This is a genomic window from Pseudogulbenkiania sp. FW507-F1, assembly GCF_058781125.1.
Map to the genome: position 1 here is coordinate 12,898 of NZ_JBYSWM010000006.1, position 21,814 is coordinate 34,711.

The following is a 21,814-nucleotide window of genomic DNA, read 5'->3' on the forward strand; positions in this document are numbered from 1 at the left end:
GCGATGGCGGGGCCGACAACATCCGAAACCTCATCACGGCGGCAGGCTGCCGCCATCATCAGGAAAGCCGAGCATGGCCCGTATCGAACTCAAGGACTGGCCCATCCCGCTGGAGAACGGCGGTGAAACCGTACTGGAAACCATGATTGCCCATGGGGTGCCGTTTCCCTATTCCTGCGCCAGCGGTGACTGCGGCGCGTGCAAGGGCCGGGTGCTGTGTGGCGAGGTCGCGCACGACAGCGCCCCCGCAGGCATCCTCTCCGCCACCGAGCGTGCCGACGGCTACGTACTCGCCTGCCGCTGCACGCCCAAGAGCGATCTGCGCATCGAGGCGCTGGACGAACTGGTCGCGTTGCCCGCGGCGCGGCGCCAGCGTGGCTGGGTCGTCTCCCGGCAACACCGTCAGGGCGACGTGGTGGTGCTGCGGGTGAAGCCTGCCAAACCGGTGCACTACCTTGCCGGGCAGTTCTTCTATCTGAAATTCGACAACCTGCCGCAGCGCGCGTACTCGGTTGCCTCGCTGCCCGGCGCCGACGAGCTGGAATTTCACGTCCGCTTGGTGGAAGGAGGCAAAACCTCCCGCTACGTGAGCCGTGACAACCTGGTCGGCAGTGAGGTCACGGTCGACGGCCCGCACGGCCACGGCTACTGGCGCCAGAACCACGGCGGCCCGATTGTCGCCATCGGCGGCGGTACCGGGCTGGCACCGGTGTTGTCCATCATCGGCGCCGCGCTCGCCGCGAACGCGCACCGCCACGTGCACCTCTACTACGCGGCACGCGTGGAAGCGGATGTGTACTGGGAAGCCGAACTTGCCGCGCTCGCGCGCCAGTACCCAAACCTGCGCGTGGACTGTGCGCTGTCACGTGCCGAGCCGTCGGAGCGGGGGCCGTTGCCGCGCCGCTACCAGCGCGTGACCGCAAGCCTCGCACAGGACTGGCCCAGCCTTGCCGGCGCCAAGCTTTACATCGCGGGCCCGCCGAAGATGGTCGAGGCGGTCGCCGTCACCGCGCGCGAACTGGGGCTCGCCGCACGGGATCTGCACACCGACCCGTTCTCGGATGCCGCCGACCACAAGCTCGACGGTGCATTCACCAGCGGGCTGCGCCGCTTTGTCGGGCGCTGGCGCCGCCCGCCGTTCGAGCTAGCAGGCTTGGCAACGCAGGAGGGGTGATCAAGCTCTTCGGGAGCATAGCGTCTGGGCACGGTTGCGGCCGTCAAATCGCCGGTGTTCCATCAAGAAGTTCAGCGCCTCCTGGACCGCAGCATAAGGAAGGTGCCAGACCTTGGCTGGAATCCCGCTCAACTGCTGGCGTTGTTCGCGACCGGTCGACATGGCATGGAATGGCCCGGCGCTCTCTCTACTCTGCGAGGCCTCGCCCTGTCGGTGCCTGATTTGTATCGAACCCGCTATACGTCGTGCTGGATGGTGATTTCATCGCCCGGCGCCGTAAGCGGACGATCGACTCTTTGCGGGCCCCGCCAGGCCATGGTGCGGTACCGCTGCCGGGCGGTTGATTTGTTTCGAACTCAAACCTGATTCCTGTCGACTTGATAATCATTCCTATTGTGATATAGTGGCTAATGATATTTATTCTCAATAAAATTCTCAGAGCAGGAGCCCGATCTTGAAAAAGCAGCTGATGTTTGCCGCGGTGCTGGCGGCGTTTGCCGGTTCGGCGATGGCGGAAGAAATCGTGGTTTACAGCGCGCGTGCCGAACAACTGGTGAAGCCGCTGATCGAGGCCTACAAGAAGGAAACCGGTGTCGACGTGAAGCTGGTGTCCGACAAGGAAGGCCCGCTGATGGAGCGCATGCGTGCCGAGGGCAGCAATAGCCCGGCGGACATCTTGCTGACGGTGGACGCCGGCAACCTGTGGCAAGCGTCGAAGATGGGCCTGCTCAAGCCGGTCAGCTCCAAGGTGCTGGAGGCCAACATCCCGGCCCACCTGCGCGACCCGAAGAACGAATGGTTCGGCCTGTCGATCCGTGCCCGCACCCTGTTCTACAACACCCAGAAAGTGCAGCCGGCCCAGCTTTCCAGCTACGAGGACCTGGCCGATCCGAAGTGGAAGGGCAAGCTGTGCCTGCGCACCTCGAAGAAGGTGTACAACCAGTCGCTGGTGGCGATGCTGCTGAGCGAGCATGGTCCGGTCAAGACCGAGAAGATCGTGCGCGGCTGGGTCGACAATCTGGCCACCGACGTGTTCGCGGACGATACCAAGATGCTGGAGGCGATCGCCGCAGGGCAGTGCGAAGTCGGCCTCGCCAACACCTATTACTACGGCCGCCTGATGAACAAGAATCCCAATCTGCCGGTCGGCATCTTCTGGGCCAACCAGAAGGGCAAGGGCACCCACGTCAACATCTCCGGCGCCGGGGTGGCGAAGTACGCCAAGAACGAGCGCGGCGCGGTCAGGTTCATCGAGTGGCTGTCGTCCGACAAGGCGCAGAACCTGTTCGCCGACGTCGACATGGAGTTCCCGGTCAATCCGAAAGTGAAGCCCGACCCGAAAGTGGCCGCCTGGGGCACCTTCAAACACAACCTGATCAACGTCTCCAACGCCGGTGCCCGGCAGGCCGAGGCGGTGATGCTGATGGACCGGGTCGGCTACAAATAAGCGCCGGCGGCGGTCCGCTTGCCAAACCGGCGGGGTTTCCCGCCGGTTTTTGCCTTTTGGGCGAGGTGCGCCGTGCCGGGTGTCCCGCGTGGGGCTTTCGCGGGATAATTACAAATCCTTATCATTTCCTGAACGAATCCATGCTGTCTTCCGCGCGCCGCTGGCGCCCCGTGGCGGCCCTGGTCAGCCTCGTCACCGTCATCCCGCTCTCGGTCATCCTGGCGGCGCTGGCGGTCCCGGACGGGGCGGTCTGGGCTCACCTGCAGAACCACCTGTTGCCGGCACTGCTGCGCAACACCTTCTGGCTGGTGCTGGGCGTCGGCAGCGGGGTGCTGCTGGTCGGCGTGCCGCTGGCCTGGCTCACCGCGCTCTACGAGTTCCCCGGCCGGCGCTTCTTCAACTGGGCGCTGATGCTGCCCTTGGCCATGCCGGCCTACGTCATGGCGTTTTCCCAACTTGGGCTGTTCGACTTCACCGGCCCGCTGCAAAGCTGGCTGCGCGCCGCCACCGGCGATTCCAGCTGGGTGCCGTCGCTGCGTTCCAGCGGCGGTGTGGCGCTGGTCATGACTTTGGCGTTCTACCCCTACGTCTACCTGCTCGCGCGCAACGCCTTCGCCAGCATGGGGCGGCGCGCGCTGGAGGTGGGGCAATCGTTCGGCCTGTCGCGCGTCAAGGGCTTCTGGCACGTGGCGCTGCCGATGGCGCGGCCGTGGATCATCGGCGGCGTGACGCTGGCGCTGATGGAAACCCTGGCCGACTTCGGCACCGTCGCCATCTTCAATTACGACACCTTCACCTCTGCCATCTACAAGGCCTGGTTCAGCCTGTTCTCGCTGCCGGCAGCCAAGCAGCTGGCGTCGCTGCTGGTGCTGATGGTGTTCGTGCTGGTGTGGCTGGAGCAACGCGCGCGCGGTCGGCGCGCCTATACCCAGACCGGCCGAACCGCACCGTTGCCGCGTTTGCGGCTGACCGGCTGGCAGCGCTGGGCCGCCACGCTGTGGGCGGGGCTGGTGCTGCTCTTGGCTTTCGTGCTGCCGTTCGGCCAGCTGCTGTGGTGGGCGTGGCAGCTGGCGGCGGAGGAGTTCAACGCCGACCTGCTCGGCTACGCCCTGCGTTCGGTGGCGCTGTCGCTGATGGCGGCCGTGGCGGTGGTCGTGGTGGCGCTGGTGCTGGCCTACGCCCAGCGGCGCGACCCGCACCCCGCCACGCGGCTGTTGGCCAAACTGGCCACGCTGGGCTACGCCGTGCCCGGCACGGTGCTGGCGGTGGGGGTGTTCGTGCCGGTGGCCTGGCTCGACAACCTGCTCTTGGGCTGGTTCGGCGGCGCGCTCGGCCCTGGCGTCACCGCCATCTTCAAGGGCACGCTGCTGGTGATGCTGCTGGCCTACGTGGCGCGTTTCCTGGCGGTCGGCCATTCCGCCATCGACACGGCGATGGGGCGCATCACCCGCAGCCAGGAAGAAGCGGCGCGCAACCTCGGCTACGCCGGCTGGGGGCTGCTGCGCCACGTGCACCTGCCGCTGTTGAAGGGCGGCCTGTTTACCGCCGTGCTGATGGTGTTCGTCGACGTGATGAAGGAGATGCCGATCACGCTGATGACCCGTCCGTTCGATTGGGACACCCTGGCGGTGCGGGTGTTCTCCTTTACCACCGAGGGTCAGTGGGAGCATGCCGCGCTGCCGGCCGTTGCCATCGTGCTGGCCGGCCTGGTGCCGGTCATCTTGCTGTCCCGCCAGAAAGATCAGCTCTGAATCATGACTGCCTTGCTTGAATTGGATACCGTCAGCCAGGCCTACGGCGCCACCACGGTGGTCGAGGCGATGAGCTTTGCGCTGCAGAAGGGCGAGATTGCCTGCCTGGTGGGCAGCTCGGGCTGCGGCAAGACCACGGTGCTACGCTGCATCGCCGGTTTCGAGCCGGTGAATGGCGGCGAGATCCGCCTCGACGGCCGCGTCATCAGCCGCCGCGATTACCTGTGCCCGGCGCACGAACGGGCGATCGGCATGGTGTTCCAGGACTACGCCTTGTTCCCGCACCTGACCGTGGCCGGCAACGTCGGCTTCGGCCTGCGCGCGCTCGGGCGTGGCGAGCGCGCGGCACGGGTGACCGAAATGCTCGGGGTGGTCGGCCTCGCCGGTCTGGCCTCGTCCTACCCGCACGAGTTGTCCGGCGGCCAGCAGCAGCGCGTGGCGCTGGCGCGCGCCCTGGCGCCGCGGCCGCGCCTGTTGCTGATGGACGAGCCGTTTTCCAACCTCGACGTCGACCTGCGCGAGCGCCTGTCACGCGAGGTGCGCGACATCCTGAAACACGAAAACACCACCGCCATCCTGGTCACGCACGACCAGAACGAAGCGTTCGCCATGGCCGACCGGGTGGGGGTGATGCAGGGCGGGCGGCTGCTGCAGTGGGACACTCCGTACCGGCTCTACCACCAGCCGGCCACGCGCTACGTTGCCGACTTCATCGGCCAGGGCGTGTTCCTGCCTGGCCGCGTCAGCGGGCCGCAATGCATCAGCCTGGAGATCGGCGAATTTTGCGGAATGCTGCCGCTGGATTTCGCAGTGAACGACCGGGTGGACGTGTTGTTGCGTCCCGACGATGTGCAGCACGACGATGCCAGCCCGATGACCGCCATCGTCGAATCCAAGGTGTTCCGCGGCGCCGAGTTCCACTACACCCTGACGCTGCCGTCCGGCCAGCGCGTGCTGGCGCAGGTGCCGAGCCATCACAACCACGCCGTGGGCGAGGCAATCGGCATCCGCCTCGAACTGGACCACCTGATCGCCTTCCGCCACGGCTGAGGCGACGAACAGGCGCAGGCCGCGTCTTAGGCGCATCGGCATGGGCATGCGTGGATAACAAGGTTGGCCGAAACGCCATTCCCCGCGTTCGGCCAACCTTGTCCTTTTCGCCGGGCCCGTCTAGCTGGCCTGGTTCTTCAGCCGGAACACGCCGACCCCCAGTAGCATGAAGGCTCCACCGCACACCCGGTTGAACAGCCGGGCGCGCCCATCGGTGGTGAACCAGCCCTTCAGCGAACGCGCCAGCAGCACATAGCTCAGGTGTGACAACACGGTGCAGGCAGCAAAGGTCGCCGTCAGCACCAGGAACTGCTCGGCTACCGCCTGGTCCGGACGCATGAACTGCGGGAACAGCGCGGTGAAGAACAGGATGCTCTTGGGGTTGGTGATCGACACCAGGGTCCCGCGCAGAAACAGCTGACGCGGCGACTGCATGGCCGGCACCGCCGCCGAAGTGGTCTGAGCGAACAGATTGGCACGGCTCTTCCACTGGCGCAGCCCCAGATAGATCAGGTAGAGCGCCCCGCATACCTTGAGCAGCAGAAACAATGTTGCCGAGCTTTTCAGCAGCAGCCCCAGTCCCGCCATCGCCGTGCCCGAGACGACGAACACGCCGAGCACGTTGCCGCTCGAACAGATCAGCGCGCGCCGCGCGCCCAGGGTCAGCGAGTTGGAAATCGCCAGCAGTACCGCCGGCCCCGGGCTGAGGGCGGTCGCCAGGGCCACAGTGCTGTAGAGCAGCCAGGTTGTAAGGGTCATCGTCATGGTCTCCTGTCGTGGTCAGTTGTCGATGCGGCGCAGGTTGGCCGAAGCCGCGCCTCCGGCCGCCGTCCATGACGATATTCTACCAGCTCTGCAGCACCAGCTTGCCGACCATGCTGCCGGACTCCAGCAGGCGGTGCGCCCGGCGCAGGTTCTCGGCGTTGATCGGCGACCACGTCTCGCTCAGCGTACCCTTGACCCGGCCGCTGTCGATCCAGCCCGCTACCGTCTCCAGCAGGCGGTGTTGCTCGATCTGGTCGGGCGTGCGGTACATCGGACGGGTGAACATGAACTCCCATACGTGCGTTGCGCTCTTGAGCTTGAGCTGATCCTGCGCCAGGGGGCCACGGTTTTCGACGATGGTGACGATGCGCCCCTGCGGCCGGATCGCCTCACCCATCGTCGCCCAGTAGCCGTCGGTATCGGCGGCATTGAAGATGTAGTCGACCTGGGGGTGTCCGTGCAGCGCCAGCGCAGGTATCAGGGGTTGATGGCGATCGAGCACCAGATCGGCGCCGAGCTGGCGGCACCAGTCGGCGCTGTGGGGCCGACCGGCCGTGGCGATCACCGTCAGCCCGGCCAGCTTGGCAAACTGGATCACCAGCGAACCGACGCCGCCGGCGCCGCCGATCACCAGCAGGCTCTTGCCGGCGTCGGCACCGTTCGGATCGAGGCCGAGCCGAGCGAACAGGCCCTCGTAGGCGGTGATCGTGGTCAGCGGCAGGGCCGCGGCGGCGGCGAAGTCGAGCGAGGCCGGCTTGTGGCCGACGATGCGCTCGTCGACCAGCTGGTATTCGCTGTTGCTGCCCTGGCGCGTGATGTCGCCGGCGTAGTAGACCGCATCGCCGGGCTGAAACAGGGTGACGTCCGGGCCGACGGCCTCGACCACGCCGGCCGCGTCCCAGCCCAGCACGCGCGGACTGGACTCCACCTTGTCCTTCGGCGAGCGTACCTTGGTGTCGACCGGGTTGACCGACACGGCCTCGACCCGCACCAGCAGGTCGTGCCCCTGCGCTGGCGGGCGTGGCAGCTCGACGTCGAGCAAGGCTTCCGGATGGTCGATCGGCAGGTAGCGGGTGAGGGCGACGGCTTTCATGGCGCAGGCCTTTCTGGAGAAATGACGATGTACGTCCATTGTGAAATCGGCAGATTTTTTGATAAATAGGGTGTATTTTGAATATTTATCAAAAAAACAAAGCGAATGGAGCCACTCAGCGATCTGCACATCTTCTGCGCCGTGGTCGAGCAAGGCAGCCTGGTCAAGGCGGGCGAACGCCTCCGTCTGTCCAGCGCCGTCATCAGCCGGCGCCTGATCAACCTCGAGGCGCGCCTCGGGGTGCGGCTGTTGCAGCGCACCACCCGGCGCCAGGCCCTGACCCCGGAAGGCGAGTTGTATTACCAGCGCGGCCGCGCGGTCCTGGACGAACTGGCCGAAACCGAGGCCCTGTTGATGGCGCGCCAGCACCAGCCGTCCGGCGTGCTCAAGGTCACCGCCTCGGCCTCGTTCGGGCGCCAGCACCTGGCGCCGCATCTGCCGGCCTTCCTCGAATGCTACCCGCAACTCGAGGTGCACCTGCTGCTGACCGATGCCGTGCTCGACCTGGTCGACGGTGCTCTCGATCTGGCGATTCGCATCGGCCAGCCCGACAAGCCGGGGCTGGTGGCGCGCCCGCTGTGCGTCAACCGGCGCATCCTGTGCGCCGCCCCCTGCTACCTGGCCCGACAGGGCGAGCCGCGGCACCCGGCCGAGCTGGCCCGGCACAATTGCCTGTTGCTGGACGAGGTGGGCACGCGCAGCCAGGTCTGGTCGCTCGACGGGCCGCAGGGGCCCACCGAGGTCGAGGTGCGCGGCAACCTGGTCAGCAATCTGGGCGACGCCGTGGGCGAGGCCTGTCTCGCCGGCGGCGGCATCGCGATCCGTTCCACCTGGGCGGTCAGCGACGCCCTCCGTGCCGGGCGGGTGCGCCAAGTGCTGCCCGGCTATGCGCTGCCGGCACAAGAGGTGTTGGCCATCTACCCGAGCCGGCGGCACCTGTCGCCCAAGGTGCGCGTCCTGATCGACTTCCTGCTGCAGACCTTCGGTGATCCCCCGTACTGGGACCAGCAACTGGACGCCCAATGAAAAACGCGGCCATGGGCCGCGTTTTTCATTGCCTGTTTCCTGGCGCCGGGGTTCAGCCGGCGAGCCAGGTGCCCGGATGGCGTTCCAGCCAGTTGCGGATCGCACGGGCGTCGCTGACCCGTGCCGACGGCGCGCCGGCGGCCAGCAGAACGATGATCAGCGGCTGCGAGCCGACCGTGGTTTGCAGCACCATGCAGCGCCCGGCTTCCTGGATGTAGCCGGTTTTCTGCAGCGAAATGTCCCAGTCGCCCTCACGCACCAACGCGTTGCTGTTCTTGTAATGCAGCATGCGGCGCGAACCCGACATCACCTCATGCTCCTGCGTGGTGGTGAAGGTGCGGATCAGCGGGTAGCCGTTGGCGGCCCGGACCATGCGCGCCAGGTCCATCGCCGTGGCCGTGTTGCGCACCTCGAGCCCGGTCGGGTCGTAGAACACTGTGTTGTTCATGCCGAGCGCGCGCGCCTTGCGGTTCATCTGTGCGACGAAGGCCTGGGTGCCGCCGGGGTAGGTGCGCGCCAGCGCGGCAGCGGCACGATTCTCCGACGACATCAGCGCCAGCAGCAGCATTTCGCGGCGCGGCAGAGTGGTGCCCACAGACAATCGCGACGAGGTGTTCTTCAGCCGGTCTATCTCATTCTCGGTGATGGTGATCGGCTCATCCATCGACAGCCCGGCGTCCAGCGTGACCATCGCCGTCATCAGCTTGGTGATCGACGCGAACGGCAGCGGCAGATCGGTATTTTTCTGGTACAAGGCTTCGCCATTGGCGCCGTTGAGCACCAGCACCGTGTGCGAATTCAGGTGCGGCGCGCCGGTCATGTTGGCGGCGACCTGAATGCCTCGAATCCCGGCGCTGTCGGCGTGGGCGGCAAACGGCATGGCGAGAGCGGCGGCCACCAGCCAACCCGCAAAATTCCTTAACATTATCAACTGCTCCCGTACGTCATAAGGGGGTGGAACGAACACTTTTATTTTAAACAATCCACCGCGGCCGTGTGGCGGTAAATTGCCAAAAAATACTGACTCTTCCGTGGCTCGGGAGTTTCTCGCCACACTCTTGTAAAATGAAGGTCTCAAGCGCCCAAACCGAGAGCAGCATGATCGTCACCTTCCCCGATAGTCCGTTCAAGCTCCATCAGCCGTTTCCGCCCGCCGGCGATCAGCCGGCCGCCATCGCGCAGCTGGTGGAAGGGCTGTCCGACGGCCTGTCCTACCAGACCCTGCTCGGGGTGACCGGCTCCGGCAAGACCTTCACCATGGCCAACGTCATCGCCCGCACCGGGCGGCCCGCCATCATCATGGCGCACAACAAGACGCTGGCGGCCCAGCTCTACTCCGAGATGCGCGAGTTCTTTCCCGAGAACGCGGTCGAATACTTCGTCTCCTACTACGACTACTACCAGCCGGAAGCCTACGTTCCCAGCCGCGACCTGTTCATCGAGAAGGACTCCAGCATCAACGAGCACATCGAGCAGATGCGCCTGTCCGCCACCAAGAGCCTGCTGGAGCGGCCCGACTGCGTGATCGTTGCCACCGTGTCGGCGATCTACGGTATCGGCGACCCCTCCGACTACCACCAGATGATCCTGCATCTGAAGGAAGGCGAGACCATCGCGCAACGCGAGATCATCGGGCGCCTGGTGGCGATGCAGTACGAGCGCAACGACCTCGACTTCACGCGCGGCACCTTCCGCGTGCGCGGCGACGTGATCGACATCTTCCCGGCGGAATCGGCCGAACTCGCGCTGCGCGTCAGCCTGTTCGACGACGAACTGGAAACGCTGACGCTGTTCGACCCGCTCACCGGCGTCACCCGGCAGCGGGTCGGGCGCTTCACGGTGTTTCCGTCCAGCCACTACGTCACGCCGCGCGACACCGTGCTGCGCGCCTGCGAGAAGATCAAGCTGGAACTGCGCGAGCGCGTCGATTTCTACCAGCGCGAAGGTAAGCTGGTCGAAGCGCAGCGCATCGAGCAGCGCACCCGCTTCGACCTCGAGATGCTGTACGAGATGGGCTTCTGCAAGGGCATCGAGAACTACTCGCGGCATTTCTCGGGCCGTGGCCCGGGTGAGCCACCGCCGACCCTGATCGACTACCTGCCCAAGAACGCCCTGATGTTCATCGACGAGAGCCACGTCACCATTCCGCAGATCGGCGGCATGTACAAGGGCGACGCCGCGCGTAAGCTGAACCTGGTCGACTATGGCTTCCGCCTGCCGTCGGCGGCCGACAACCGTCCGCTCAAGTTCAACGAGTTCGAGTGCATGATGCCGCAGACGGTGTTCATCTCGGCCACGCCGGCCGACTATGAAGCCGGCCATGCCGGCCAGGTGGTGGAGCAGGTGGTGCGCCCCACCGGCCTGATCGACCCTGAGATCGAAATCCGTCCGGTGGCGAGCCAGGTCGACGACCTGCTGTCAGAGATCACCCTCCGGGTGGGGAGCAACGAGCGCGTGCTGGTCACCACGCTCACCAAGCGCATGGCCGAACAACTGGCCGACTACTACACCGAGCACGGCGTCAAGGTGCGCTACCTGCACTCCGACATCGACACCGTCGAGCGTGTCGAGATCATCCGCGACCTGCGGCTCGGCATGTTCGACGTGCTGATCGGCATCAACCTGCTGCGCGAGGGGCTGGACATCCCCGAGGTCAGCCTGGTGGCCATCCTCGACGCCGACAAGGAGGGCTTCCTGCGCTCCGACCGCTCGCTGATCCAGACCATCGGCCGCGCCGCGCGCAACCTGCACGGCAAGGCGCTGCTCTACGCCGACCGCATTACCAACTCGATGCGGCGCGCCATCGACGAGACCGAACGACGCCGTACCAAGCAGATCGCCTTCAACACCGAGCATGGCATCGTGCCCAAAGGGGTGGAGAAGAAGATCAAGGACATCATCGACGGGGTGTACAGCGCCGAGGCCGAGAAGAAGAAACTGGTCGACGACGCGCGCGTGGCGATGATGGACGAGAAAGCGCTGGCCAAGGAAATCAAGCGCCTCGAAAAAGACATGCTGGAGGCCGCGCGCAACCTGGAGTTCGAGAAAGCCGCCGGGCTGCGCGACCAGCTCAAGGCGTTGAAGGAAAAGGCCTGGATCAACGAGCTGTAAGGTGTAACGGTAAGCCCGGCTGGTGCGACGGTTCCCACCGGGCGGGGAGGGGCGATCCGCCCGGCCGGCTAGCAAGTTTTTTTACAAATAGTTGGACGCCGGATGAAATACTCCGTATAACTGCGGGTGCAGGATCTTCAAGCGGTGGATTTGTCGTTATATTGCGGTGGCCAAACTGGTACTTCAGTTGTTTCATATTCCTCTTCCTTGATCTTCGTGTTCCCGAGCAAATGCTCATAATCAGCTTTAAGGAATGACAATATGGAAACCGGTACCGTTAAATGGTTTAACGACGCAAAAGGCTTTGGCTTCATCTCCCCGGATGCAGGTGGTGAAGATCTGTTCGCCCATTTCTCCGAGATTCGCGCCGATGGCTTCAAGTCGCTGCAAGAAGGCCAAAAGGTGAGCTACCAGTCCGGCAAGGGTCAAAAAGGCCCGCAAGCCACCAATATTCAGCCGCTCTGATTCGATCAGAAAGCGCGAAATTAAAGAAGCCCCGCTCTGCGGGGCTTTTTGCATTCCGGCGTTTTGACGGTATCAGGCCGACGCCGCCCATCATCGCCGCTGCAGTTCGGCGGTCGATGGTGCTTTCCCATGCACTGTGCCTTCTTCTGGTGGCCTGGCCGTTCGGCGGCCCGGTCTTGCGTCTGACCGTTATGCCTCTACAATCTCGCCTTCAAACAGCCCCATCCCCTGTTAAGATACGGATGCCATGGTTATGGCATGGGCCGATTTGGAGACATTTGTTAGGCGTGAACATGAGCGGGACAACAGGAAAAACGATTGCGCCAAAAGAGGTCATCAACCTTCTCATGGTCTGCCACGGCAATATCTGCCGCTCGCCGACGGCGGAGGGTGTGATGCGCGCCAAGGTCGAGCGCGCCGGCTTGGCGGCGGCCATCCTCATTGATTCGGCCGGCACTCACGGTTACCACGTCGGCGAGGCGCCGGACCAGCGCAGCCAGCAGGCGGCCCGCCAGCGGGGGTACGACCTGTCGACACAGCGTGCGCGCCAGGTGACCCGGGCCGACTTCGAGCGCTTCGATCTGGTGTTGGCGGCCGATCAGCGCAACCTTGCCGCCCTGCGTCAGCTGTGCCCACCGGGCATGCAGCACAAGCTGGCCTTGATGCTGGCGCCGCTTGGCCCCAACCAGGAAGTGCCCGATCCCTATTACGGCGGCGCCAGCGGTTTCGATCGCGTGCTCGACCTGCTCGAGGCTGCCTGCGACGGCTGGCTTGCACGACTGCAGCAGGCTGAAATCCAGCCCTGAAGCCGGATGGTCTGCCGCCATCTGCGGTCTGATGCTGCTATCATCAATAAACAAGAAAAACGCCATGGGAGATCGTCCCGGGCATTGCTTCGGCCAACCCCGCCCACCTGGTGCGTGCTCCGGTCATAAAAGGAAATTCATGGGGATTCCGCCGAAAGTGGTCAACGCCAAACCAACAACCATTGACGTCGCACCCAGTCACTCGGCCGACATCATCCTGGCGCGGCAGCCTGGGCGTGCGCCCTTGCTGCGGCAGAGCGTCATCGTCATCGGCTCCTCGACCGGCGGCACGGAAGCCCTGCGAGCACTGCTGACGGTGCTGCCCGAGGGGATGCCACCGATCCTGGTGGCCCAGCACATGCCGGAGATGTTCACCAAATCGTTCGCCGCCCGGCTCGATTCCTTGTGCAAACTGCGCGTGAAGGAGGCCGAGGACAACGAGCGGCTCCAGGCCAATACCGTCTACATCGCCCCGGGCCACTCTCACCTGCTGTTGCAGGCCGTACCGGCCCTGGGTTTGGTCGCCAGTCTCAACGCCGGCCCACCGGTCAACCGTCATCGCCCTTCGGTCGACGTGCTGTTCCGCTCCGCGGCCAACGTCGCCGGCAAGAACTGCATCGGCATCATCCTCACCGGGATGGGGCGTGACGGCGCCAGTGGCATGCTCGAACTGAAGCAGGCGGGTGCCTACAACATCGCTCAGGACGAGGCCAGCTGCGTGGTGTTCGGCATGCCCAAGGAAGCCATCGCGCAGGGCGGAACGCACGAGGTGCTGCCGCTGACCTCCATCGCCGCGCGCTTGCAGGCACTGGTACAGCAGCGACCGCCGCAGTCATAACAGGACAATCATGACGTTTTTACCCATTCTGGTGGTCGAGGACGACGCCGATCTGCGCGAAGCCATCGTCGACACCCTGAGCCTCTCCGGTTACCCCACGCTCGAGGCCGGCGACGGTCACGAGGCGCTTGCGGTACTGGCGAAGGAGCCGGTCGGGCTGATCGTGTCCGACGCTCAGATGCAGCCGATGGATGGCTACGCGCTGTTCGACGAGGTGAAGAAGCGCCATCCCGGCGTGCCCTTCATCCTGATGACCGCTTACGGCGTGATCGAGCGTGCCATCGAGCTGCTGCGCGCCGGCGCCACCCATTACCTGCTCAAGCCTTTCGAGCCGGCCAGCCTGATCCGTGAAGTCGAAAAGCACCTGCTGCGCATGCCGGGGGACGACGACGGTGTGGTGGCCGAGTCGGCCGCCATGCGCCAGCTGTTCTCGCTGGCCGGGCGGGTCGCGCAAAGCGACGCCACGGTACTGATTTCCGGCCCCAGCGGCGCCGGCAAGGAGGTGCTGGCACGGTATATCCATCGCCATTCGCGACGTGCGGCAGGCCCGTTCGTGGCGGTCAACTGCGCGGCGATACCGGAAAACCTGCTGGAATCGACCCTGTTCGGGCACGAGAAGGGCGCCTTCACCGGTGCGGCCCAGGCGCTACCTGGCAAGTTCGAGCAGGCCCAGGGCGGCACGCTGCTGCTCGACGAGATCACCGAAATGCCGCTGGCGCTGCAGGCCAAGCTGCTGCGAGTGCTACAGGAGCGCGAAGTGGAGCGGGTCGGCAGTACCCGTACCATCCGGCTCGATGTGCGGGTGCTGGCCACCACCAACCGCGACATCCAGCGTGAAGTGGAAGCAGGGCGTTTCCGCGAGGACCTGTATTTCCGCCTCAACGTCTTCCCGCTCGCCATCCCGCCCCTAGCGGCGCGGCGCGGCGATATCCTGCCGCTGGCACGGCTTGTGCTTAAACGGTATGCAGAGGCCGCCGGACGGGGCCCCCTCAGGCTATCGCCCGAGGCGGAGCGTCAATTGACGGCCTATAGTTGGGAAGGTAACATCCGCGAACTGGAAAATGTCATGCAGCGGGCGGTGATTCTTGCCGCCGGGGCGGAAATTCTTGCCGCCGATCTGATGCTGTCAGACCATTCCTGCCTTGTGGAACCGGTTGCCTTTTCCCCGGTTGCCGTCGCCCCGCCAGCGGAGTCAGACATGAAGACGCTGGAGCGCCGGCACATTCTGGAAACACTGGCTGCCGTAGGTGGAGTGAAGAAGCTCGCGGCGGAAAAACTGGGCATCAGCGAACGCACCCTGCGTTACAAGTTGCAGCGTTATCGGGAGGACGACTCGATGGCGGACGCGGACGAAGGGCGGATCGGGGTGCCAGGCAGCAGGGAGTAAGCATGTCGACACAGGGTATTGACCAGCTATTAGGAGAATTGCGAGCGTCCGCTGCGTTGGCGGCGGGCAAGGCACCGCAGCCGCAGGAGACATCGCAAGTTGACTTTGCGGATGTTCTCAAGTCCACTATCGAGCAGGTAAATTCCGCTCAGCAGACTTCGCAGGAAATGCAGAAGCAGTTTGAGCTGGGGGAGGAAGGGGTTAACCTGCAGGACGTGATGGTGTCTTTGCAGAAAGCCAGTCTGTCGTTCCAGACCATGGTCCAGGCACGCAACAAGCTGGTATCCGCCTATCAGGAAATCATGAATACTCAGATCTAGCGCTGCCCGTGTCATGCCGGCAGCGGTTTGAATTGAAAGCATAAAACCACTGTATGGCTGATCTGGCAGATAACGCTACACCCCCCTGGCGCACGCGCGTCAATGAAGCGAGCGACCGCTTCAAGGCGCTGCCCAACAACAAGAAAATCCTCCTGTTTGGGGCGTTGGCTGCCGTATTCTCGGTCATTGTCGGCCTGCTCATCCTCAACCGTACGCCCGACTACAAAGTCCTGTTCGCCAATCTGGCCGACCGCGATGGCGGTCAGATCACGGCTGCCCTGCAGCAGATGAACGTGCCCTATCAGATCGGTGGCGGCGGCGTGATCTCGGTGCCGTCCGACAAAGTCTACGATGTCCGTTTGAAGCTGGCGGCGCAGGGGCTCCCCAAGGCCGGTGGCGTCGGCTTCGAACTGATGGACAACCAGAAGTTCGGCATCAGCCAGTTTGCCGAGCAGGTCAACTACCAGCGCGCCATCGAAGGTGAGCTGGCGCGCACCATCGAGGCTATCGGCGCGGTCGAGTCGGCGCGCGTGCATATCGCCATTCCCAAGCAGAGCGTGTTCGTGCGCGACCAGCAGCAGCCGACGGCGTCGGTGATGCTCAACCTGTATCCGGGGCGCGTGCTTGATGGCGGCCAGATCTCAGGCATCCTGCATCTGGTTTCCAGCTCCGTGCCCAACCTGTCGGCGCGCAACGTGACCGTGGTCGACCAGGACGGCAACCTGCTTTCCAGTCAGTCCGACGTCAATAATGCCGCCGGCCTCGACCAGCGCCAGCTCGGCTACGTGCACCAGATCGAGAGCGATTTCGTCAAGCGCATCGAGGGAATCCTGGAGCCTATCTTCGGCAAGGGCAACGTGCGGGCGCAGGTCACCGCCAACGTCGATTTCTCCGAGGTGGAACAGACCTCGGAAACCTTCCGTCCGAACTCCACCCCCAATCCCTCGGCGACGCGCAGCCAGCAGATCGTCGAGAAGCTGGGGAGCGGCTCCAATCTGCCGGGCGGCGTGCCCGGCGCCTTGTCCAATCAGCCGCCGTCGGCCGCTTCGGCGCCGCTGACCTTGCCGCCGGGGGCCGCGCCGGGGACGGCTACCTTGTCCGGTCAGCCCCTGGGGCAGAACGGTGCGCTCGAGCGGCAACTCATCACCAACTACGAAGTCGACAAGACCATCCAGCACACCAAGCTGCCAAAAGGGGTGCTCAAGCGTCTGTCGGCGGCGGTGGTGGTCAACTATCGCCTGATGCCGGATCGCAACGGCGAGGTGAAGCCGACCCCGCTCACTGCCCAGGAAATCCAGCAGATCAATAATCTGGTGCGCGAGACCATGGGCTATAACACGGAGCGTGGCGACACCCTCAACGTGGTCAACGCCGCTTTCGCCGGCAACGCACCTCCCGCCTCGCTGCAGGAGAAGGTCGTCGACTACGTCAGCAGTAACGCTACCGACCTGGTCAAGTATGTGCTGTTGGCGATCGCCGTGCTGTACCTGTTGTTTGGCGTGGTACGTCCGATCGTGCGCGACGTGCTCAAACCGGCCAAGGGCGACAAGGGGCAGCCAGGCGCCGCCGGCGAAGAAGCGGGTGGGGCGCCCGGTCGCTTGCTGGCCGTGGCCGGAGAAGAGGGTGAGGCCGGAGCCGCGGCGGTCGAGGAGGCCAACCTCGATCCGCGTGAACTGCAGCGCCGCCAGTACATGAGCAACCTGGAAGCCGCTCGCGAGTTGGTGAAGGCCGATCCGCGCATGGCGGCCCAGATCATCAAGGAATGGATCAGTTCCGATGAGTGACAACGGAGTGCACCGCAGCGCGGTGCTGCTGTTCAGCCTGGGGCAGGCCGAGGCCGTCGAGGTGTTCAAGTACCTCGGTCCCAAGGAGGTCCAGAAGATTTCGCTGGCCATGGCCTCGATCAACAATCTCAGCCACGAGGACATCGACGACGTCGTCGGCAAGTTCCGCGAGGAGTGCCAGGCGCGAGCGAGTCTCGGTGCTTCGGACGAATACCTGCGTAACGTGCTGGTCGAGGCACTGGGGGCGGACAAGGCGTCCAACCTGCTCGACAAGATCATGCAGGGCAACGACCAGAGCGGTATCGAGAGCCTGAAGTGGATGGACCCGTCGTCGGCCGCCGACCTCATCCGCAACGAGCACCCGCAGATCGTTGCCACCATTCTGGTTCATCTCGACCCGGATCTGTCCAGCGCCATTCTGGGTTACTTCCCCGAGCGACTGCGCAACGAGGTGCTGATCCGCACCGCCACGCTGGAAGGGGTGCAGCCGCAGGCGCTGCGTGAACTGAACGACGTACTGACCCAGCTCTTGTCGGGTTCCGACCGCATCAAGAAGAGCGCCGCTGGCGGTATCGCCCTGACGGCGGAAATCCTCAACTTCATGGGCGGCAATGTCGAAGCCTCGGCGTTGGGCTATATCCGCGAGCACGATCCCGAACTGGCGCAGCGCATCCAGGACAAGATGTTCGTGTTCGAGAACATCCTCGACATCGACGACCGTTCGATCCAGACCATCCTGCGCGAAGTGCAGACCGATTCGCTGGTGGTGGCGCTCAAAGGCACCAGTCAGGAGCTCAAGGACAAGATCTTCCGCAATATGTCCCAGCGTGCGGCGGAAATGCTGCGCGACGATCTCGAGGCCAAGGGGCCGGTCAAGCTGTCCGAGGTGGAAGCCGAGCAGAAAGAGATTCTCAAGGTGGTGCGCAAGCTCGCCGACGACGGCCAGATCGTGTTAGGCAGCAAGGGCGGTGATGAAGGCCTCGTCGAGTAACACCATCATTCCGGGGGAGCAAGTCACGGAGTGGCGCACCTGGTCGCCAGCCAGCTTCCAGGAGGAGGCGCCGTCGCCCCTCGACGGCAGTGAGGGTGAGGCTGATCCCGTCGCTTCCGAGGACGAGGCGCTGCTGACGGGAGACGATCCCGACCCGGTGGCAGAAGGCGAGGCCGATCCCGCTGACGAGGTTCCTGCCAGCTCCTACCCGACCGCCGCCGAGCTCGAGGCCATTCATCAGGAGGCGTGGCAGACCGGTCACGAGGCCGGCCTCGCCGAAGGGCGCCAGCAAGGACATGCCGAAGCGCTGGCCGAGGCCTCCACCGCGTTTGCCCGGCATTGGGAGCCTCTGCAGGCTCTGGCCGACCAGTTTGCCGAGGGGCTCAACCGGATCGAGGCCGACATGGCGCACGATCTCCTGTCGTTCTCGGTCGGCCTGGCCGAGCGGCTGGTGGCGGCGCATCTGGCCTGCGATCCTTGTGCCATCGAGTCGCTGCTGCGCCAGGCCATGTCGGACCTGCCGGCTTCGCTGGGGCAGGCGCGCTTGCGCGTCAACCCCGCCGATCTGGAGGTGGCGCGCACCTTCTTGCAGCAGGAGACCCCGGAGACCGTCTGGCAGTGGCTGGCCGATCCATCCATCGCGCGCGGCGGCTGCATTATCGACACGGCCCAGTTGCGGCTGGACCTGACCCTGGCTGCCCGCCTCGAGGCGCTGAAGTCCGCCCTGGGATTGGAGCCGTCCGCCAATGACTCACCCTCTGCTTGAGCGCCAGCGGCGCTTCCTTGCCGATTGCCGTGCTGTCGCCGATCGCACCCCGCTGTGGTCGACGCGCGGCAAGCTGGTGCGTGTTACCGGCATGGTGATGGAGGCTGTCGGCCTCAAGCTGCCGGTGGGGAGCGCCTGCTCTGTGGCGCTGCCGGATGGCGGCCGTGTCGAGGCGGAGGTGGTCGGGTTTGCCGGCGACAAGGTGTTTCTGATGCCGCTGACCAATGTTCAGGGTCTGTTGCCGGGCTCCGAAGTGCGGCCGCTGGCGATGCAGCATGCCCCGGCCTTCGGCCAGGCGACGGTGCCGCTCAGTCTCAATGGGGCGGCCGGGAGGCAGGTTCCCGTCGGCTTCAATCTGCTGGGGCGGGTGCTGGATTCCCTCGGGAGGCCGCTCGACGAGAAGGGGCCGCTGCAGCCGGAAGCCTACTTCCCCTTGTACAGTCAGCCGCTCAACCCGCTGGAGCGCTCGCCGGTACGCGATGTTCTGGACGTCGGTGTACGTGCCATCAACGGCCTGCTGACCGTGGGGCGCGGCCAGCGCCTGGGCCTGTTCGCCGGCTCCGGCGTCGGCAAGAGCGTGCTGCTGGGTATGATGGCGCGCTTCACCAAGGCGGACATCGTGGTGGTGGGTCTGATCGGGGAGCGGGGGCGCGAGGTCAAGGACTTCATCGAGAATATTCTTGGCGAGGAAGGGCGCGCCCGCTCGGTGATCGTGGCCGCACCGGCCGATACCCCGCCGTTGATGCGTCTGCATGGCGCCGCCTACGCCACGGCGCTGGCCGAGTACTACCGTGAGCAGGGGCTCGACGTGCTGCTGTTGATGGATTCGGTAACGCGCTACGCCATGGCCCAGCGCGAGATCGCGCTCGCCATCGGCGAGCCGCCCGTCACCAAGGGCTACCCGCCATCGGTGTTTGCGCGCCTGCCGCAACTGATCGAACGCGCCGGCAATGCCGCGCGGGGTGGCGGGGCCATCACCGCGTTTTATACCGTGCTGTCCGAGGGCGACGACCAGCAGGATCCGATCGCCGATGCCGCCCGTGCCATTCTCGATGGCCACTTCGTGCTGTCGCGCGAGTTGGCCGAAGCCGGCCATTACCCGGCCATCGATATCGAGCAGTCGATCAGCCGGGTCATGGTCGACGTGGTAGCTCCGCGCCAGATGGACCTGGCGCGGCGTTTCAAACAACTCTACTCCCGCTACCAGCGCAACCGCGACCTGATCAGCGTCGGCGCTTACGTAGCCGGCTCCGACCCGATGCTGGATGAGGCGATCCGGCGCCAGCTGCCGATGGTCGGCTTTCTCACCCAGCCGATGCACGAATCCCACGGTTATGACTCCTGTCTTGAGCAGTTGGCCACGACCCTGGCGTAGTGAGCGCAGCCGATGAAGCCCAGCAAGTACGCGTTACTGGTCAGGTTGGCCGAAGAAAAGCAGGAAGCCGCCGCCGAGCGTATGCGGCAGGCCCAGGCCCGTCTGGCGGAAGCGCTGTCGCGACTGGATCAACTCGATGCCTTTCGTAACGAGTATCGCCAACGGCTGCTGCAGGGCGGAGGGCAGGGTATGGCGGTGTCGCAGTGGCAGGATTTCCATCGCTTCATAGCGCGGTTGGACGAGGCCATGGCCACCCAGCAGACCGAGGTCGACCGCTGCAAGCAGACCTTTTTGCTGGCGCGGCAGGCCTGGAACAACGAGCGCAAGCAGTTGAAGGCGTTCGAAACGCTGATCGAGCGCGAACGGGCGAGGCAAGAGGCGCTCGAAGCCAAGCGCCAGCAGAAGCTGAGCGACGAGTTCGCCACCCGGCGTTTCTGGGACAAGCAGCACGAGGACTAGGCTGCCGGTGTGCTGACCAAGGTGCGGCGCCGGGTGCGGCTCCGTGACGTGAGGTGCCTGCAATGTCCTGGCCCGGAACTTGCTTTTTTATGGCCATCATTTAGCTGGAAGCCCATGGCCATGACTATTTCCATTCTTTCCCCGGCCGCGAGCGCCAAGGCCGTGGCCGTCCAGAGCGGCACCTCGGCCGCCGGCGTTGTTGCGGAAGGTTCCCCGTTCGCCGGTCTGTTCGGTCTGCAGCTGAGCCAGCTCGCCGCGCTGTCGCCGGCCTCCTCCGGCACCGAGTCAGACGGGGAGGGGGCAGGCAACGTCAAGAAATCGGCCAAGAAAGCCCCGTTGTCGGATGAGCCGGTGCTCGCTGGACCGGTCATGGCCTTGCCTACGGTGCCGCCGACCATTACCCCGGAACTGAAGCAGGGTCTGCAACTCGGGAAGGGCGACGCGTCGCCGGCGGACGAGGCGCAGCAGGAGTTGCTGACCGCGCTGAAGGGCGACCGGCATGCGCTGCCGGGGGCGCAAAATTTGCCGGTGGACGGCGCGGCGCAAGGACAATTCTTGCCGGTTCACGCTTCGGCCACTGGCGCGGCGCATGCGGCGGCTGAAGCCGGCCAGGCCAAGGTGCTGGCCTTGCCGCTGCCGATCAGCGACAGCAACTGGGCCAAGTCCATGAGCGAGCAGATGCTCTCGCTGGTCAGCGTGAAAGCCGACAAGGCACAGATCCAGATCAATCCACCCGAACTCGGCCCGATCGATGTCACGCTGAAACTCAACCATGACCAAGTTCAGGTCACGTTCAGTGCGACCACTCCGCAAGCGCGCGAAGCCGTGGAAAACAGTCTGCCCAAGCTCGCCTCGATGCTGGCGTCGAGCGGCTTGCAGCTGGCCGACGCTCAGGTTTCCAGTGGCCAATCCGGCGACCCGCGCCAGTTCCAGCGTCAGGCCAAGGCCGCGCGCCAGCAGGAAGACGCCCCTGCAGAGGGTAATGACACCTTGTCGCTGATCAATAAGGCAAGGAATGTCTTGAGCATTTTTGCCTGAATCCGGGTGGGCAACCCATCATGGGCGGACGGGATGGAACCGTGCCCCCCATAAAATGACGAATAACACGTCGAATTTGTCATTCGCCTCTATCCAGTCTGCTGCGATTTCTGGAAAATAGCATAAAGAGATCGCTTACTATTTGAAGACTGCAAGATACGGATTGAG

At 64.7% G+C, this 21,814-nt stretch carries 20 protein-coding genes; 17 read left to right on the forward strand and 3 right to left on the reverse strand.

Features of this window, described 5'->3' with window-relative positions; translation table 11 throughout:
- Positions 1-73 precede the first annotated feature (73 nt).
- The 4 genes from AC3WG5_RS05240 (at position 74) to AC3WG5_RS05255 (ending at position 5,422) form a co-directional block, all read left to right on the forward strand.
- On the forward strand, positions 74-1,174 hold the full coding sequence (locus tag AC3WG5_RS05240; protein WP_492568052.1) for a 2Fe-2S iron-sulfur cluster-binding protein: 1,101 nt from the start codon (positions 74-76) through the stop codon (positions 1,172-1,174).
- A gap of 454 nt (positions 1,175-1,628) precedes the next feature.
- A complete protein-coding gene (locus tag AC3WG5_RS05245) occupies positions 1,629-2,621 on the forward strand; it encodes an extracellular solute-binding protein (RefSeq protein WP_492568053.1) in 993 nt (330 codons plus the stop codon).
- Between the two features lie 140 nt (positions 2,622-2,761).
- Complete coding sequence (locus tag AC3WG5_RS05250) at positions 2,762-4,372, forward strand: ABC transporter permease (RefSeq protein WP_492568054.1); 1,611 nt, start codon at positions 2,762-2,764, stop codon at positions 4,370-4,372.
- Positions 4,373-4,375: 3 nt separating this feature from the next.
- Positions 4,376-5,422 (forward strand): ABC transporter ATP-binding protein, encoded by a 1,047-nt coding sequence (locus AC3WG5_RS05255; RefSeq protein WP_492568055.1) that lies wholly within the window; start codon positions 4,376-4,378, stop codon positions 5,420-5,422.
- A 120-nt stretch (positions 5,423-5,542) separates the two neighbouring features.
- Here the strand turns inward: AC3WG5_RS05255 and AC3WG5_RS05260 are convergent, their stop codons facing one another.
- Together AC3WG5_RS05260 and AC3WG5_RS05265 are read right to left on the reverse strand one after the other, a co-directional pair.
- Entirely contained in the window at positions 5,543-6,181 is a 639-nt protein-coding gene (locus AC3WG5_RS05260; protein WP_294864539.1) for a LysE family translocator, read from the reverse strand.
- An 85-nt stretch (positions 6,182-6,266) separates the two neighbouring features.
- Positions 6,267-7,280 carry a zinc-binding alcohol dehydrogenase family protein gene (locus tag AC3WG5_RS05265; RefSeq protein WP_492568056.1) on the reverse strand — a complete coding sequence of 338 codons (1,014 nt, stop codon included), beginning with the start codon at positions 7,278-7,280 and terminating at the stop codon, positions 6,267-6,269.
- A gap of 105 nt (positions 7,281-7,385) precedes the next feature.
- On the opposite strand from AC3WG5_RS05265, the gene AC3WG5_RS05270 reads away from it, so the two are divergent.
- The gene (locus tag AC3WG5_RS05270; RefSeq protein ID WP_492568057.1) at positions 7,386-8,306 is read left to right on the forward strand and encodes a LysR family transcriptional regulator; all 921 of its coding nucleotides are present in this window, start codon (positions 7,386-7,388) and stop codon (positions 8,304-8,306) included.
- A gap of 52 nt (positions 8,307-8,358) precedes the next feature.
- Here AC3WG5_RS05270 and AC3WG5_RS05275 read toward each other — a convergent pair whose 3' ends face one another.
- Complete coding sequence (locus AC3WG5_RS05275; RefSeq protein WP_008955263.1) at positions 8,359-9,231, reverse strand: serine hydrolase; 873 nt, start codon at positions 9,229-9,231, stop codon at positions 8,359-8,361.
- Positions 9,232-9,404: 173 nt separating this feature from the next.
- Between AC3WG5_RS05275 and uvrB the strand changes: the two genes are divergently transcribed.
- The 12 genes from uvrB to AC3WG5_RS05335 all read left to right on the forward strand — a co-directional run bounded on the left by uvrB (position 9,405) and on the right by AC3WG5_RS05335 (position 21,646).
- Positions 9,405-11,417, forward strand: a complete 2,013-nt coding sequence (gene uvrB, locus AC3WG5_RS05280) for an excinuclease ABC subunit UvrB (protein WP_492568058.1) — start codon at positions 9,405-9,407, stop codon at positions 11,415-11,417.
- A gap of 261 nt (positions 11,418-11,678) precedes the next feature.
- Positions 11,679-11,882 (forward strand): cold-shock protein, encoded by a 204-nt coding sequence (locus AC3WG5_RS05285; RefSeq protein WP_008955261.1) that lies wholly within the window; start codon positions 11,679-11,681, stop codon positions 11,880-11,882.
- Between the two features lie 347 nt (positions 11,883-12,229).
- Positions 12,230-12,688, forward strand: coding sequence for a low molecular weight protein-tyrosine-phosphatase (locus AC3WG5_RS05290; RefSeq protein ID WP_014086435.1), 459 nt, complete (start codon positions 12,230-12,232; stop codon positions 12,686-12,688).
- A gap of 139 nt (positions 12,689-12,827) precedes the next feature.
- Positions 12,828-13,526, forward strand: a complete 699-nt coding sequence (locus tag AC3WG5_RS05295) for a chemotaxis protein CheB (protein ID WP_294864546.1) — start codon at positions 12,828-12,830, stop codon at positions 13,524-13,526.
- Between the two features lie 10 nt (positions 13,527-13,536).
- Positions 13,537-14,913, forward strand: coding sequence for a sigma-54-dependent transcriptional regulator (locus AC3WG5_RS05300; RefSeq protein WP_492568059.1), 1,377 nt, complete (start codon positions 13,537-13,539; stop codon positions 14,911-14,913).
- A 2-nt stretch (positions 14,914-14,915) separates the two neighbouring features.
- Complete coding sequence (gene fliE, locus AC3WG5_RS05305) at positions 14,916-15,233, forward strand: flagellar hook-basal body complex protein FliE (RefSeq protein WP_008955257.1); 318 nt, start codon at positions 14,916-14,918, stop codon at positions 15,231-15,233.
- Positions 15,234-15,286: 53 nt separating this feature from the next.
- The gene (gene fliF / locus AC3WG5_RS05310; protein WP_492568060.1) at positions 15,287-17,017 is read left to right on the forward strand and encodes a flagellar basal-body MS-ring/collar protein FliF; all 1,731 of its coding nucleotides are present in this window, start codon (positions 15,287-15,289) and stop codon (positions 17,015-17,017) included.
- Positions 17,010-18,008: a flagellar motor switch protein FliG gene (gene fliG / locus AC3WG5_RS05315; RefSeq protein WP_008955255.1), complete on the forward strand. Its 999-nt coding sequence runs from the start codon at positions 17,010-17,012 to the stop codon at positions 18,006-18,008. The genes fliF and fliG overlap by 8 nt, the downstream gene beginning before the upstream one ends.
- Positions 17,989-18,774, forward strand: coding sequence for a flagellar assembly protein FliH (locus AC3WG5_RS05320; protein ID WP_482582962.1), 786 nt, complete (start codon positions 17,989-17,991; stop codon positions 18,772-18,774). Before fliG ends, AC3WG5_RS05320 begins: the two co-directional genes overlap by 20 nt.
- Complete coding sequence (gene fliI, locus AC3WG5_RS05325; RefSeq protein ID WP_482582961.1) at positions 18,755-20,149, forward strand: flagellar protein export ATPase FliI; 1,395 nt, start codon at positions 18,755-18,757, stop codon at positions 20,147-20,149. Before AC3WG5_RS05320 ends, fliI begins: the two co-directional genes overlap by 20 nt.
- Before the next feature lie 12 nt (positions 20,150-20,161).
- Entirely contained in the window at positions 20,162-20,608 is a 447-nt protein-coding gene (fliJ, locus tag AC3WG5_RS05330; RefSeq protein WP_492568061.1) for a flagellar export protein FliJ, read from the forward strand.
- Between the two features lie 120 nt (positions 20,609-20,728).
- Entirely contained in the window at positions 20,729-21,646 is a 918-nt protein-coding gene (locus tag AC3WG5_RS05335) for a flagellar hook-length control protein FliK (RefSeq protein ID WP_236261613.1), read from the forward strand.
- Positions 21,647-21,814 lie beyond the last annotated feature (168 nt).